14 protein-coding genes are annotated in these 15,061 nt (G+C 71.0%); 8 read left to right on the top strand and 6 right to left on the bottom strand.

The genetic code is table 11. The features are described from left to right. Positions 1-18: 18 nt before the first annotated feature. The 5 genes from ACIA8K_RS38205 to ACIA8K_RS38185 form a co-directional block, all read right to left on the bottom strand. A complete protein-coding gene (locus ACIA8K_RS38205) occupies positions 19-1,680 on the bottom strand; it encodes a ThuA domain-containing protein (protein WP_396068375.1) in 1,662 nt (553 codons plus the stop codon). Positions 1,681-1,866: 186 nt separating this feature from the next. After that, positions 1,867-2,502, bottom strand: coding sequence for a GNAT family N-acetyltransferase (locus ACIA8K_RS38200; RefSeq protein WP_396068374.1), 636 nt, complete (start codon positions 2,500-2,502; stop codon positions 1,867-1,869). Between the two features lie 75 nt (positions 2,503-2,577). Continuing rightward, positions 2,578-3,390 (bottom strand): carbohydrate ABC transporter permease, encoded by an 813-nt coding sequence (locus ACIA8K_RS38195; RefSeq protein WP_396068373.1) that lies wholly within the window; start codon positions 3,388-3,390, stop codon positions 2,578-2,580. Further along, entirely contained in the window at positions 3,387-4,262 is an 876-nt protein-coding gene (locus ACIA8K_RS38190) for a carbohydrate ABC transporter permease (RefSeq protein WP_396068372.1), read from the bottom strand. The genes ACIA8K_RS38195 and ACIA8K_RS38190 overlap by 4 nt, the downstream gene beginning before the upstream one ends. Further along, a complete protein-coding gene (locus ACIA8K_RS38185; RefSeq protein WP_396068371.1) occupies positions 4,259-5,515 on the bottom strand; it encodes an ABC transporter substrate-binding protein in 1,257 nt (418 codons plus the stop codon). Before ACIA8K_RS38185 ends, ACIA8K_RS38190 begins: the two co-directional genes overlap by 4 nt. Before the next feature lie 354 nt (positions 5,516-5,869). On the opposite strand from ACIA8K_RS38185, the gene ACIA8K_RS38180 reads away from it, so the two are divergent. Both ACIA8K_RS38180 and ACIA8K_RS38175 read left to right on the top strand, forming a co-directional pair. Beyond that, entirely contained in the window at positions 5,870-7,210 is a 1,341-nt protein-coding gene (locus ACIA8K_RS38180) for an amidohydrolase family protein (protein ID WP_396068370.1), read from the top strand. Between the two features lie 10 nt (positions 7,211-7,220). Further along, positions 7,221-8,597: an FAD-binding oxidoreductase gene (locus ACIA8K_RS38175; protein WP_396068369.1), complete on the top strand. Its 1,377-nt coding sequence runs from the start codon at positions 7,221-7,223 to the stop codon at positions 8,595-8,597. A gap of 102 nt (positions 8,598-8,699) precedes the next feature. Here the strand turns inward: ACIA8K_RS38175 and ACIA8K_RS38170 are convergent, their stop codons facing one another. Then, complete coding sequence (locus ACIA8K_RS38170; protein WP_396068368.1) at positions 8,700-9,659, bottom strand: LysR family transcriptional regulator; 960 nt, start codon at positions 9,657-9,659, stop codon at positions 8,700-8,702. A gap of 142 nt (positions 9,660-9,801) precedes the next feature. Here ACIA8K_RS38170 and ACIA8K_RS38165 point away from each other — a divergent pair, with 142 nt between their 5' ends. The 6 genes from ACIA8K_RS38165 (at position 9,802) to ACIA8K_RS38140 (ending at position 14,909) form a co-directional block, all read left to right on the top strand. Beyond that, the gene (locus tag ACIA8K_RS38165; RefSeq protein WP_396068367.1) at positions 9,802-11,061 is read left to right on the top strand and encodes a nucleotide disphospho-sugar-binding domain-containing protein; all 1,260 of its coding nucleotides are present in this window, start codon (positions 9,802-9,804) and stop codon (positions 11,059-11,061) included. Between the two features lie 63 nt (positions 11,062-11,124). After that, entirely contained in the window at positions 11,125-11,964 is an 840-nt protein-coding gene (locus ACIA8K_RS38160) for a helix-turn-helix domain-containing protein (RefSeq protein ID WP_396068366.1), read from the top strand. A gap of 65 nt (positions 11,965-12,029) precedes the next feature. After that, positions 12,030-12,611: a dihydrofolate reductase family protein gene (locus tag ACIA8K_RS38155; RefSeq protein ID WP_396068365.1), complete on the top strand. Its 582-nt coding sequence runs from the start codon at positions 12,030-12,032 to the stop codon at positions 12,609-12,611. A gap of 108 nt (positions 12,612-12,719) precedes the next feature. Then, entirely contained in the window at positions 12,720-13,049 is a 330-nt protein-coding gene (locus tag ACIA8K_RS38150; protein ID WP_396068364.1) for a YciI family protein, read from the top strand. Further along, positions 13,046-14,269, top strand: a complete 1,224-nt coding sequence (locus ACIA8K_RS38145; protein WP_396068363.1) for an RNA polymerase sigma factor — start codon at positions 13,046-13,048, stop codon at positions 14,267-14,269. Before ACIA8K_RS38150 ends, ACIA8K_RS38145 begins: the two co-directional genes overlap by 4 nt. 43 nt (positions 14,270-14,312) lie before the next feature. Next, positions 14,313-14,909, top strand: a complete 597-nt coding sequence (locus ACIA8K_RS38140) for an FAD-dependent monooxygenase (RefSeq protein WP_396068362.1) — start codon at positions 14,313-14,315, stop codon at positions 14,907-14,909. The last annotated feature ends 152 nt before the right edge of the window (positions 14,910-15,061 follow it).

The following is a 15,061-nucleotide window of genomic DNA, read 5'->3' as shown; positions in this document are numbered from 1 at the left end:
CCGGGGCCGGACGGCGGGTCAGCCGGGCAGGCGCCAGAGTTGGTTGGGGGCGGCCAGGCAGGTCCAGATGTGGATCTGCTGGCCGTCGCGGGAGTTGTTCTCGCTCACGTCGAGGCACTTGCCGGAGTTCGGGTTGACGATGGTGCCGTCGGCGCGCGGGGTCCAGTTCTGTGCGCCCGAGTTGTTGCAGGTGTAGAGCTGGACCTTGGTGCCGTCGGTGGTGCCGGAACCGTCCACGTCCAGGCATTTGCCGAGCGCGCGGAGCGTGCTGCCGTTCCGGGTCCAGGTCTGCGCGGCCGACTGGTTGCACGTGTAGAGCTGCACCTTTGTGCGGTCGGCGGAGTTGCCGCCCGCCACGTCGAGGCACTTGCCGGCCAGGCCGACGATCGGGCCGGTGCCGGTCGGCGGGTTGGTGCCGCCCAGCTCCTTGATACGGATGTTGCGGAAGGAGACGGTGTCGCCGTCGCCGTGGTTCTGCAGGCCGATGTGGCCGGCCAGGGAGCGTACCGGGTCGGTGTTGGTGAAGTCGTTGATCTTCACGCCGTTGAGGAGGATCTGCAGGCGTTCGCCCTCGACCAGGAGTTCGTAGGTGTTCCATTCGCCCGGCGGGTTGAGGGCGGCGTCCCGGGCGGCCTGGTCGGCGGCCTTGAAGGTGTAGACGGATCCGGTGGTGCGGTCGACGGCGTCTGTCGCGTCGATCTGGATCTCGTAGCCGTTGTTGACCGCGGACCACGGGTCGTCCGAGGGTGGGAAGCCGATGAAGACGCCGCTGTTGTCGTCGTCGGCCATCTTCCAGTCGAGCTTCAGCGAGTAGTTGGTGAACTGTTTCGCCTGGTACCAGCGCAGTCCCATGCCGCCGACCGAGGTGAGGGTGCCGTCGGTCTCGGTGAACGAGCCGGGCCCGGCCTGCGCCCAGCCGCCGGTGAGCGCCGTGTAGCCGGTCTCCGGGCGGCAGTCGGCCGGCGCCTGGCCGGAGGCGTAGCGGATGCCGCCGAGCAGGTGCTGCCGGAAGACCGGGTCCGCGTACGACTCGACTGTGTGTCCGCTGCCGGTGTAGAACGACCGGCCGCCGCTGTAGGTCTTGCACCAGGCGATCGGGTGGTCCGCGCCCATCCCGCCACCGGTGTAGGTGCTCTCGTCGAGCGTGGCCAGCACATGCGCGCCGGCCCGGGGGTTGGTGCGGTAGTTGTACCACTCGTCGGTGCGGTTCCACGCCTGCGGCAGATGCGCGGTGGCCGGGTGCGCGCGGTCCTCGGTGCGGATCACTGCGGGCTGGATGGCGGGGTGCGAGGCGAAGTACGCGCCGACAAGCTCGCCGTAGAACGGCCAGTCGTATTCGGTGTCGGCCGCCGCGTGCACGCCCACGTAGCCGTGACCGGCGCGGATGTACGACTCGAACGCGGTCTGCTGCCCCGCGTCGAGCACGTCACCTGTGGTGCTCATGAACACCACCGCCTCGTACGGTGCCAGACCTGACGTGGTGAACACGCCCGCGTCCTCGGTCGCGGTGACAGTGAACCCGTTGGCCGCGCCCAGCTCCCGGATCGCCTGCACCCCGGCCGGGATGGCATCGTGCCGGAACCCGGCGGTCTTCGAGAAGACGAGGACGTCGAAGGGGTCATCGGCGAGCGGCACCGGCGCCGGTAGCAGCAGCATGGCCGCGAGCAGTCGACCGATCATGGCAACACCCACTTCTGGTTGGCGACGTCCAGACGAGCACACCGGCGTCCAGCAGCATTGATTCAAGGGTGGAGATGAATCGATTCTTTGAGTACCTGGACGCCCCTTGGGGAGGGGACGTGACGCGACCCTAGGTCACTTTACGCAGACTCACAAGAACTTCCGCACTCCAGGACAAAAGTGGGATCACGGCTCGGGAATGAAGGCCGTGGCCAGTTCGGTGTGACTGGTCCAGCCGAGCGTGCGGTAGAGCGCGCGGCCGTCGTCCGTGGCGGCCAGAATGCCCAGACGGACGCCCTGGCGGGCCGCGTGGTCGGTGAGCGCCTGGATGACGGCGGTGCCGAGGCCACGCCGCCGATGGCCGGGGGCGGTCTCCACCTGGTCGATGACGCCGACTCCACCGGCGGCGGCGAGACGGCCGGACGCCGCGGTCTCGCCGGAGCGGTCGCGGATCGTGGCGGTGACCACGCGCGACTGGTCGGCGCCGACGGTGAGGAGGTACGGCGGCGGGACGTCCACGCGCTCGGGACGCAGCGGGGCGCTCATCAGGTAGCTGGTCTCGAACATCTGCCAGTGCGGCGGCAGCGCGGCGCTCAACTCCTCCGCGGCGCAGTCGATCTTCAGCCAGGTGCCGGGCGTGCTGATGTTCCGGCCGATTTCCCGCAGATAGTCAGGGTCCCAGGTGTGCAGCACGTAGCGGCGGCGGTGACCGGGACGGCCGATGTCGAGGCGGAGGCCACCCGGGATGTTGACAAGCGCCGGAACGCCCCGCGAGCGCGCCCAGCCGCGACTCCAGGCAATGACCAGCTCGGCGCGGCTCATGCCCGCCGGGCCCGGGTGGGTGGAACCACGATGGACACCTGGAGATCATCCACCACCCCGGCCCGGCGGCCGCACTCAGCCCTTCACCGCGCCCGCGGTCAGCCCGGCCACGATGTGCCGCTGCACGAGCAGGAAGAACACCACGGCCGGCAGCGTGAACAGCACCGCTGCCGACATCACCGTGGGCAGCGGCGTGACGAACTCCCCGACGAACGACGCCAGCCCCTTCGACGCCGGCCACTTCTCCTCGTCGACCATGAACGTGTTGGCGAGCAGGAACTCGTTCCAGCTGTCGAAGAAGGCAAGCACGGCCGCGGCCGCAAGCGACGGCGCGGTGAGCGGGAGCACGATGCGGCGCAACATCGCGTACCGGGAGCAGCCGTCGAGCGCGGCCGCCTCCTCAAGCTCGCGTGGCACGCCGTCCATCGCGGTCTTGATGATCCAGACCGCGACCGGCATGGCGAACGCGGTGTTGCCGAGCACCAGCCCCCACAGGTTGTTGAGCAACCCCAGGGTCAGGAAGATCGCATACAGGGGTACGACGATCAGCGCCTCGGGCAGCATCTGCGTGGCGAACAACGCGAACCCGAACACGCCGCGGCCACGCCAGGAGAAGCGGGACAGCGCATAGGCAGCGAGGACCGCAAGCACCAGGCTGAGCACAGTGGTGCCGGCCGCCACGAACGCGCTGTTGGTGAGCCAGCGCAGCATCGGCACCCCGTCGGTGGCAGCGGTGAACGCGGTACCGAGCCGGGTCAGGTCCGGGAGCCAGTGCACCTCACCCCCGAAAAGCTCGTCCTGGGTACGGGTGGCGGTGACCACCATCCAGTAGAGCGGGAATCCCGCGACGGCCGCCAGCGCGGCGAGCACGATGACCCGTACCCTCATGCCAGGTCCTTTCCGGCGGCACGCCGTTCGGCGAGCGCGTAGGCGACTGTGGCGATCGCGGAGAGCACCAGGCCGACCGTGCCGGTGGCGGCGGACCGGCCGAGGTCGGACTCCAGGAACGCGGTGCGGTAGACGTCGATGACGAGCGTGGTGGTGCGGTCGACCGGGCCGCCCTGGGTGAGCAGCCAGATGATCTCGAAGCGCCGGAACGACCAGATGGTCATCAGCAGCGCGACCACCCGCAGCGTGGGCACCAGGAACGGCCAGGTGACCTGCCGGAACACGGTGGCCGGGCCGGCGCCGTCCACCACCGCGGCCTCGACCAGCTCCTTCGGCACGGCCTGCAGCGCGGCAAGCGCCACAAGCAGCACGAACGGGAACACCTTCCAGATCGACACCACTGTCACTGTGGCAAGCGCGTACGCGGTCAGCCAGCCGTGCCGGCCCAGGCCCGCGGCCTCTGTCGCATGGTTGAGCACGCCGTCGTCCGCGTTGAACATCCACACGAAGATCAGCGTGACCGCGACCGTCGGCGCCGCCCACGGCAGGGTGAGCAGCGCCCGCATCGCGGTGCGGCCACGGAACGCCTTGTCAAGCAGCACCGCGCCGGCCGTTCCGAGCAGCAGCGACCCGGCCACCGTCGCAAAGCTGTAGATCAGCGTGACGCCGAGCGTGCCCGCGAACCGCGAGTCGTCGAACAGCGCGGCGTAGTTGTCAGTGCCGATCCACTCGCCGCCGGCCGGGTTGAGCAGCCCGGTGTCGGTGAAGGACAGCCAGACGCCGTCGAGCAGCGGCCAGGCCGTGAAGACGAGCAGGTAGAGCGCTGCCGCCGAGGCGAAGACGTAGGGGGCCAGCCGTTCCGCGCGTCTCACCGGATCTTCTCCGCCGCCTCCTGCGCGCGGGCCAGGGCGGTGGCCGGGTCGTCGCCGTCGACCAGGACCTTCTCCACCTCGGTGAGCACCGCGTGGCGGATCAGCGGGGTGGCCGTCTCGAAGCCGTCGATCACCGCGTCCGCCGAGGTCGCGGCCTGCGCCTGGAACGTGGGGACCCAGGGGTTCGCGGTGACGAACTCGGCCGGCGGCTTCGCGTCGGTGCCGAGCACGCTGGCGCCGAGCGCGGCCGCGGCCTTCTGCTGCGCGTCCGCACCGTAGTACCACTGCAGCCACTTCTTCGCGGCCGGCTTGTTCTTGGAGAACGCGTTGATGCCGATGAAGAACCCGGCCTGGCTGCTGGCCTTCACCGGGAACGGCAGCGGGCTCGCGCCGACGCCTGTGCTCGGCACTGTCGCGTTGCCGGCGACCATCGTCGCGAGCGCGGAGCTGTTGTCGATCATCATGCCGACCTTGCCGGCCTTGAACTTGGAGCGGAACGTGGACGCGTCGTCACCGACGGCCATGGCGCCGCTGGCGTACATGTCACGGAACGCGGTGACAGCGGCGACGTTCTCCGGGCTGTCGATGGTCAGCTTCCCGTCCTTGGACCAGGCGCCGCCGAAGCCGTACGCCCAGTTGGAGAAGTCGATCCACCAGGGCGCCTCCTCGTTGATCTGGTGCCGTACCGCGAAGCCCGGATTGCCGGTCTTGGCCTTGATCTCCTTGGCCGCGGCGATCAGGCTCGGCATGTCGGTGGGCGGCTTGACACCGGCCTGGTCGAGCAGCGCGGTGTTCCAGAAGAGCGCGTAGTTGACGATCTCCCAGGCGTAGCCGACCTGCTTGCCCTCGTAGACACCGGCCTCGTTTGTGGCGTTCAGCGCCGCCTTGCCGGTGCCGTCGAGCACGTCGTCAAGCGGGGCAAGCGCGCCCGCGTCCGCCAGCTCGGGCAGGAACGTGTCCGGGATGATCAGGATGTCCGGGCCGCCGCGCGCGCCGATCTGCGTCTTGAGCGTGCTCTCGTAGTCCTTACGCGCGATCGACTGCTGCTTGAGCGTGATCAACGGATCGGTCGCGGTGTAGCCGGTGACCGCGGTCCACAGCGCCTCGCCACGGCCGGGCTCCAGCCACTGCCAGTTGGCGAAGACCAGCTCGCCGCCCGCGCTGTCCGACCCGGACTCACCGCCGCAGCCGGCCGTCAGCGCGGCGGCGAGGACCAGCGCGGTCCCGGCGGCGACGTACCTCCGGAGGTTCATGTATATAGCCCCGATCCACGAACCAGGTTCGTAAGTAGTTCATTTGCCGATGAGGCGACAGCGTGGTCATGGCCAGGCCGGGCGTCAAGACCGGCCACTCACGACCACGGTGATTTTCGATCCTGTGCGGATGTCACCCGGGGCGCTCGGCTGGATCGGCATTTACGAACCTGTACCTCGTGTGCACGCCAGTCGCGTACACCGACGAATGGGGCATGTGGCTTTTATGGGTTTTTCTAGCCATCAAGGCGTGCCATCGCGGATTCCGATGGCGCCCAGCGTCAAGCTCGTTCAGCGGGGCCGGTCCGGGACGGCATCGTAGATCTCGTTCCCACAGACGAGAGAGGATCCACAATGTCCCGCACGCTCATCCGCGGTGGCCACCTGCTGACGATGGACCCCACTGTCGGCGACCACGCCCACGGTGACGTTCTGATCGAGGACGGCGTCATCGTGTCGGCCGGGCCCGCGACCGGTGACGCCGAGGCCGCCGGCGCCGAGATCGTCGACGCGGCCGGCATGGTCGTCATGCCCGGCCTGATCGACACCCACCGGCACACCTGGCAGGGCGCGTTCGCCCAGACCGCCGCGGACTGGACGCTCAACGAGTACTTCGCCGGCATCATCGGCCGGCTGTCCCCGGAGTTCACCCCCGGCGACGTGCGTGACGGTACCCACTTCGGCGCGCTCGAGGCGCTTGACAGCGGCGTGACCACGCTCTTCGACTGGGCGCACATCATGAACACGCCGGACCACGCGGACGCGTCGGTGGAGGCGCTGCGGGCCTCCGGTCTTCGTGCGGTCTTCGGCTACAGCACACCTACCTCGGACCCGTCCTGGTACTACGCGAGCGAGCGACGGCACCCGCAGGACGTCCGCCGGATCGCTGCCCAGCACTTCACCTCCACCGACCAGCTGCTCACGCTGGCGCTGGCCATCCGCGGCCCGGAGATGTCGACGATCGACGCGACCGCGGACGACCTCGCGCTCGCCCGGGAACTCGGCGTCCGCGCGTCGATGCACGTCGGCGTCGGCCTGCTCGGCGCCCAGCGGGCGATCACCTCGCTGTACGGCCGCGGCCTGCTCGGACCGGACCTGATCTTCCTGCACGCCAACACCTGCACCGACGACGAGCTGAAGATGCTCGCCGACACCGGCGGCCACGCGTCCGTCTCGGCCCGCGTCGAGATGATGATGGGCCACGGCTTCCCCGCCACCGGCCGCCTGCTGGAGGCCGGGCTGCGGCCCGCGCTCTCCGTCGACGTGGTCGCGGGCGTGCCGAGCAACATGTTCGACGAGATGCGTGCCGTGCTCCAGGCCGAGCGCCTGCGCCGGTACGACGCGCTCCTGTCGGCCGGGGAGGCGCCGGCCACGGTGCCGCTCACCACCCGGCAGGCAATCGAGTTCGCCACCATCGGCGGCGCCCGCGCGCTCGGCCTTGACGACCGGATCGGCTCGCTCACGCCCGGCAAGCGCGCCGACGTGATCCTGGTCGATACCGCGCGCTCCCCGATGCGCCTCTCCCAGGACCCCACCGCAGCCATCACGTTCGCCGACGCCCGCGACGTCGACACCGTGCTTGTCGACGGCGAGTTCCGCAAGCGGGACGGCGTGCTCGTCGGCGTCGACGCCCGCGCCGTCCGCAACCGCGCGGAAGCCTCCCGCGACCGCCTCCTGACCCCTTCTTCCCGTTGAGGACCCCATCATGACCATGGACATCACCGCACTCGCCGCGCTCGTCGTCGGCCCGGTCCTGACCCCGGGCGACGAGGGCTACGCCGGCGAGACCGCCACCTGGAACCAGGCCCTCCCCCACCGCCCGGTCGTCGCGGTCGGCGCCACAGGCGTCGCCGACGTGCAGGCCGCGATCCGGTTCGCCCGCGCCCACGAACTGCCGGTCGCGGTCGTCGCCACCGGGCACGGCGCGTTCGTGTCCGCGGACGGCGCGGTGCTGATCAACGTGCGCCGGATGGACGGCGTCACCATCGACGCGCGGCAGCACACCGCCACGGTCGGCGCGGCCGTCGAGATGCAGACACTCGTCGACGAGGCTGCCGAGGATGGCCTCGCGCCGCTGGCCGGCTCCTCGCCAAACGTCGGCGTGGCCGGCTTCACCCTCGGCGGCGGGATCAGCCCCACGCTCGGCCGTACGCACGGCTACGCCGCCGACCACGTGCTGTCCGCCGAGATCGTCACGCCGGACGGCGAGGCGCGCACCATCGACCCGTCCACCGAACCCGACCTGTTCTGGGCGATCCGCGGCGGCAAGGGCAACTTCGGCGTCATCACGTCGCTCACCGTGGCGCTGTTCCCGGTCACCCGCCTCTACGGCGGCGGGCTGTTCTTCCCCGGCGAGCACGCGCCGGCCGTCGTCGCCGCCTACCGCGCGCTGATCGCCGACGCGCCCGAGGAGCTGACCGCGTCCATCGCGTTCCTGCGGCTCCCGCCGGCGCCGTTCGTCCCGGAGCCGCTGCGCGGCCGGTTCACAGTGCACGTGCGCATCTCCTACCTCGGATCGGCCGCCGACGGCGCCGCACTGATCGCCGGGCTGCGCGCCGCCGCACCCACACTGATCGACGCGGTGGCGGAAATGCCGTTCACCGCGGTCGCCGCCATCCACGCGGACCCGGTGGACCCGCTGCCGACCTACGAGGTGTCCGCCTCCCTCGCGGACTTCCCGCAGGAGGCGGCGGACGCACTGCTCGCCGCCGCCGGCCCGGACTCCGACCTGCCGGTACTGATGGTGGAGCTCCGCCAGCTCGGCGGCGCACTGTCCCGCGAGCCAGCCGTCCCCAACGCGGTCGCGTACCGTGGCGCCGGTTTCCAGCTCTTCGCGGCCGCGGTCGGCGCACCCGGCATGGACGAGGAGTTCCGGCCGGCGCTGGAGGGCGTCACCAAGGCACTCTCCCCCTGGGCGACGGGCCACACCCAGATCAACTTCCTCGCAGGGTACGACGTGGAGGCGGGCGGCATCGGCCGTGCCTACCCGGCGGAGGTCCTCGCGCGGCTGAGCCGGATCAAGGCCGCCTACGACCCCCGCAACACGTTCCGGATCAACCACAACATCCCGCCGGCTCTCTGACCCGGCAGTCCACGGCAGCCTCCCCGATCCCCGCGCGGAGCCAGCCAGCGGTTCGGGGTGGCGCAACCGGCAGTAGACCGCCGGAATTGCGGTCCGCCCGGGTCAGTCGCGGCCTGCCGGCTGCCCGTCCGGCTGCCGCTGAGCCGCCTGCTGACGGCTTGCTGCGCGGAGGATGCCGGCCAGGAGTGCGGCGGGGGCGGCGGCGAGGTCGCGGCCGGCGGCGGTGGCCATGGCGATCGGGAGGCTGATTCCGGCGTCGGCGATGTCGATCACGGAGATGCCCTCGTCGTCCTCGTTGCCGGCCCGGGGCGCAAGTGTGACGCCGAGGCCGTTGCGGACCAGGCCCAGTGCGGTCTCCTGGTCGGCGGCCTCGAACGGGATGTTGCGGACGATGCCGGCGGCGGCGAACGCGCGGTCCGTCATGGTGCGGTTGCCCCAGCCGGGTGGGAAGTCCACGAACGTCTCGTCGGCGAGATCGGCCAGGCTGACCGACGTCGCATCCGCAAGCCGATGCCGGCGCGGGCAGACGAAGCACCACGGGATCGCGCCGAGGTGGTGCAGCGCCACGCCGTCCGGCGGGTTGGACGTGCCGACCATCGCCAGGTCCAGCTCGTCCGCGAGGATCGCCTCGAGGTGACCTGCGGTGCCGCGCCGCGACGTGCGCAGCTGGAACGTGACAAGCGGGTGCGTGACGTGGAATCGGCCCAGTACCAGCGGCAGGTCGACGATGAGCAGCCCTCGGGACGCCGGGCGCACGCCGATCGACGTGAGCGTGCCGATCCTCACCGTGCCGCGGAGGCCGCCGCGCACCTGGTCGACCGTGTCACGGGCCCGGCGTTCCGCGCTCAGCAGGCCGCGCGCCTCCGGCAGCAGCGCGGTGCCGGCGTCGGTGAGCGTGACGCCTGCGGCCTCGCGGACGAAGAGCGGCAGGCCCAGCTCGCGTTCCAGCTTCTGGATGGTGGCCGACACGGCTGACTGGGCGACGCGCACCCGCCGGGCGCCCCGGGTGAAGCCGCCCTCTTCGGCGACCGCGACGAAGTACTCGAGCTGGCGCAGTTCCACCGGACCATGATTTCGCACTGTCTCTCGCGGCGGGAGCCGTACCCCCGTGGCGTCTTGGTCTGTACGGCTCCCGGCGTACCCACGGATGGCCCTTCGTTGTCTACATTGGATCTCAGGTGCCGGTGGGTGACGGGAGACGGGCATGTCGAAGATCATTGTGGCGGCGCCGCCGATTCCGGGCGAGACGCTGCCGATGCTGCGGCTGGCTCGGCTGCTGGCGGCGCGTGGGCACGAGGTGACAGTACTGGCCGGGAGCGGGTACCGGGACGCGGTGGAGCGGGCCGGGCTCGGGTTCGCGGCGCTGGGCGGGGCCGCGGACTATGACGTCGCGGAGATCATGGCGGAGCGGGAGCGGCGCGGGCTGGAGCCCGGGCCGGCGTCGATCTCGTATGACTGGACGCACCTGTTCGTCGAGCCGGCACCTGATGAACATCGATCGTTGCAGGCACTGCTGGAGCGGGATCCGGACCAGTATCTGATCGCGAACGTGCTGTTCCTTGGCGCGTTTCCGGCCGCGATGGGTGCGCCGGGACTGCGGCCGCTGCGGTGGGCCGGCGTGAGCGTGATGCCGCTCGTCTACGGCGAATCGCCCGGCCCGATGGGGATGGTGCCTGTCGGTCCTGGCGGGGACCAGCGGGCGGCGGACGCGGAGTTCGCGGGGGCGCTCGGGCTGGTCCGGAAACGGCTCGGTGAGCTGCTGCGGGAGCTCGGGGCCGACGGGGAGGTGGCGCCGCTGCTCGATGCGATCCTCTTCGCGCCGGACACGGTGGCGGTGCTTACCGTGCCGGGGTTCGAGTTCGCACGGGACGACCTGCCGCCGACCGTGCACCTGGTGGGGTCGTTGCCCGCGGTGGACAGTGAGGGCTGGACGCCGCCGGAGTGGTGGGGTGATCTGGACGGGTCCCGGCCGGTGGTCGCGGTGACCCAGGGGACGCTGATGAACAGCGACCTGACGCAGCTTGTGGAGCCGACCCTGCTGGGACTCGCCGATCTGGACGTCACGGTCGTGGTGGCGCTGGGTGGGAGGGACCCGGCGGCGCTGTCGATCCCGGTGCCGGCGAACGCGCGGGTCGAGCGCTACCTCCCGTTCGACAGGCTGCTGCCCGAGGTGGACCTGTTCGTCACGAACGGTGGGGCGGGCGGGGTGCATCAGGCGCTTGCCGCCGGGGTGCCGGTCGTGGTGGCGGGCACCACGGAGGACAAGCCGGCCAACGCGGCGCGGATCGCCCATCACCGGCTGGGCGCGGTCCTCGGCACGGCGACCCCGTCAGCGGAGGCGGTTGCGACAGCCGTGACCGGCGTGCTCGCGGATGACACGATCGGCGACAACGTCACACGCCTCGCCAAGATCTACGGGGAGCACGACGCGGTAGGCCTGATCGAGCGGCTGGCGCTCGGCTGACCAGCCGCGCGGCTGGGCCGTCCCGGCGCACGATGCGGGCGAGGCGTCCGCGATGCTGTGCGTATGGAGTACGTGTCCAGAGTGCCGCGGCCGCCGCTGGACGGGCTGATCGACGACCTCTACCACCTGGAGGGCGCGCCGCCGTACCCCCTGCTGACGCTTCCGCCCGCACCGTCCGCGCTGCTCATCGTCAACCTCGGGGCGCCGTTCCGGATCCGCGGCGGAAACGACGTCGAGGCGGCCGAGTACGCCGACGGCTGCGTGGTCACCATGCCCACCCGCGCGTGGGAGTTCGGCTACCCACGCCGTACCCGCTCAGTGGGCGTGCACTTCAAGCCGTGGGGGTTGGCACCGTTCCTGCCGATGCCCGCGGCCGAGTTGTGCGACAGGCCGGTGACCGTGGAGCAGGTCTGGGGCCGCCCCGCCGTCGCCGCGCTGCGAGACCGGCTGGCCACGGCGGGCGGCCCGCACGAGATGCTGACGCTTCTCGAGGAGGAGCTGCTGCGCCGGCTGCACGAGACAGCCGGCCTGGGGCTGGTCCGTCACGCGAGCGGTGTCATCGCGGCTGCCGGCGGGGGCGTGGCGATCGGCGACCTGAGCGCGGCGGCCGGCGTCAGCAGCACCCACCTGGCACAACGGTTCAAGGAGCTGATCGGCGTCACTCCGAAGCGGCTGGCCCGCACCCACCGCTTCACCGCCACCGTGTTCGCGATCGACCCCGCCGCACCGATCGACTGGGGCGGCCTCGCCCACGCCGCCGGCTACTTCGACCAGGCCCACTTCGGCCACGAGTTCCGGGCGTTCACCGGGCTCACCCCGACACGGTACGTCGAGGTCCGCCAACGGTTCCTGCGCGAACACCCAGGCCACGCGATGGACGGCTGGCCGCTGCCGACCGATTGAATTTCTACAAGAACCGCAGCTCACGGCACGCTAATTTGAGGGCACCCGAAACAGAGGAGCGCTCCGTGGGCAAGGTTGTCATGTACGGCTCGGTGTCGGTCGACGGCTTCGTCGCGGACGAGAACGATCAGCCCGGACCGCTGTTCGACTGGCTGTCCAGCGGCGACGTTCCGCTTGACGACAGCGGCGTGTTGACGGTGTCGCAGACGTCTTACGACTACGTCCGGCCGTACTGGGACGAGATCGGGGTGACCGTCGCGGGCCGGCACGTGTTCGACCTGACTGACGGCTGGGACGGGACGCCGCCGAGCGGGATCGACCACGTGGTCGTCGTGACGCACCGGCCGGCACCCGAGGGCTGGGACCCCGAGGCGCCGTTCCACTTCGTCGACGGCATCGAGGCGGCCGTGGCCATGGCCCAGAAGCTCGCCGGCGATCGGGTGGTCGAGGTCGCCGCCGGAGATGTCGGTGGGCAGGCGCTCGCGGCAGGCCTGGTCGATGAGGTGCGAATGGACGTCGTTCCGGTCGTGTTCGGGTCGGGCAAGCGCTTCTTCGGCCCGGTCGGCGCGCAGCACCTGCTGGAGGACCCGGACGTGGTCATTCAGGGCAAGCGGGTGCTTCACCTGCGCTATCGGGTACGCCGCTGACCACCCAGATCGCTCAGGCGCTCGACAGGCAGACGGGCGGTGTCGGATCGGGGGTGGGCCGTTCGTTGGGGGGATGAGAGGCAGCTGCGACGGCAGGAGATGAGTGGGATGCAGTATCTGATGTCGGTGTTTCATGACACGACGGAGTTCGCCACGCCGGAGGAGATGGCGGCGATCGACGTCTTCAACGACGGGATGCGGGCGGACGGCTACTGGGTGTTCGCCGGCGGGTTGAACTGGCCGAGCACGGCCACGGCCGTCGACGCCCGCGGCGCGGAGCCGCTGCTCTCCGACGGGCCCTACCTGGAGACCAAGGAGTACCTCGCCGGGTTCTGGATCATCGAGGCGCCCGATCTGGACGTGGCCCTGACGCTCGCCACCGGTGCATCGAAGGCCTGCAACCGCGTGGTCGAGGTCCGGCCGTTCTTCGGCGAATGAGCGTGCCCGATGCGATCACCCAGGCCCACCGTGCGGAGTGGGCCCGGGTGGTGGCGGCGCTGACCAGGCGGTTCGGTGATCTCGATGTGGCGGAGGAGGCGGCGGCCGAGGCGTTCGCGGCGGCGGTCGAGCACTGGCCGGGCGGCGGGGTGCCGCCGAACCCGGGGGCCTGGCTGACCATGACCGCGACCCGCAAGGCCATCGACCGGGTCAGGCGGGAGGGCAAGCGGGGAGACAAGCAGAGAGAGGCCCTGATGGTGTACGACGACGCGCCGCCCGCACCGGGGGGCGTGATCGACGACGAGCGGCTTCGGCTGGTCTTCACCTGCTGCCATCCGGCGCTGGCGATGGAGACGCGGGTGGCGTTGACGCTGCGGATGGTCGGCGGGCTGACCGTGGCGGAGATCGCCAGGGCGTTTCTGGTGCGGGAGACGGCGATGGGGCAGCGGATCACCCGCGCCAAAGCCAAGATCAAGGCGGCCCGCATCCCCTACCGGGTGCCGTCGGCCGAGGATCTTCCGGCGCGCGTGGACGGCGTACTCACGGTGCTCTATCTGGTTTTCAACGAGGGCTATCTGTCCTCCGAGGCCGGCGCGGCGGTGCGGCAGGATCTGACGGCGGAGGCGATCCGGCTCACCCGGCTGCTCCGCGCGCTGCTGCCCGCGGACGGCGAGGTGGCCGGATTGCTGGCGTTGATGCTGCTCACCGACGCGCGGCGGGCGGCCCGGGTATCCGCGGGCGGCGAACTGGTCACGCTTGACGAGCAGGATCGCGGGGCGTGGGACCCGGCGCTGATCGCGGAGGGTCATCACCTGGTGCGGGAGCGGCTGGCCAGCGGGGTGCCGCCGGGCCGCTACCAGGTCCTGGCGGCGATCAACGCGGTGCACACGTCCGCCCGCGACGTGCGGGACACCGACTGGTCGCAGGTGGTGGCGCTCTACGACCTGCTCACCCGCTTGGACCGGTCACCGATCGTGGTGCTGAATCGGGCGGTCGCGATCGCGGAGCTGGACGGGCCGGAGGTCGGGCTGGCCGAGGTGGACCGTCTCGGAGGGCGGCTGGACGGCTATCACTCGTTCCACGCGACCCGCGCCCATCTCCTGCGGCGGCTGGGGCGCAGTGGGGACGCGCGCGCGGCGTACGAGAAGGCGATCGCGCTTGCGGGCAACACCGCGGAGATCGCCTACCTGACCCGCCGCCGCGACCAACTGGGCCGATGACAGGCAGCCCTGCACGTTAACCCAAGCCACGATCGGCCGGGCCGTGCACCGGCGTGCGCGCTACTCCGGTTACACCGCCTGGCGCGATGTGGTCGACGACCTGCCGACGGACACGTTCGCCGAGGTCTGGGGGCGGGGCGTCAAGTTCGGCGTCACACCGCAGGAGGGCGGCAGGACGAACTGGTTCGCGTCCGCGGCCGCACCGGAGAGGCAGTTCCACCCCGGGCGGGAGGCCGCGGAGCTGCGGCGCATGTTCGCGGGCTGGGCGCCCCCGGTCCGTACCGTGCTGGCCGCTCTTGAGGAATCGGCGATCCTCCGCCACGACGTCTACATCACGCCGCCACTGCCGTCCTTCGTGCACGGCCGCACCGCGCTGATCGGGGACGCCGCGCACGCGATGACGCCGGACCTCGGCCGCGGCGCCTGTGAGGCGATGATCGACGCGGTCACGCTCGCCCGCTGCCTCCGCGACACCCCGACGATCACAGAAGCGCTGCCACGGTACGACGGTGAGCGCCGGCCGAGCACCAGGCGTCTGGCCCGGGCGGCCGGCCTGGCCGCGCGGCTGACCCGGGTCCGGCACGCGATCCCGGTGCGTGACCAGCTGCTGCGCGCGAGCCTCCTGGCACCGTTGGGTTAGGCGCTGGAAATCGGGTGGCCCCGGCGATCCGGGCCGTGTGATCATCAACGCCTGGGTCGCTAGTGTTCTGTCTCAGTTTTGAGTAGTCGTTTGTTGGAGGGCGACGCGTCCACGTCGGACTTTTGCGAGGATCGATTCGGTGGTGGCGGTCC

Origin of the sequence: Catenuloplanes sp. NPDC051500 (assembly GCF_044454585.1) — a bacterium.
GTDB lineage: Bacteria > Actinomycetota > Actinomycetes > Mycobacteriales > Micromonosporaceae > Catenuloplanes.
This window is presented reverse-complemented; position numbering and strand designations above follow the sequence as displayed.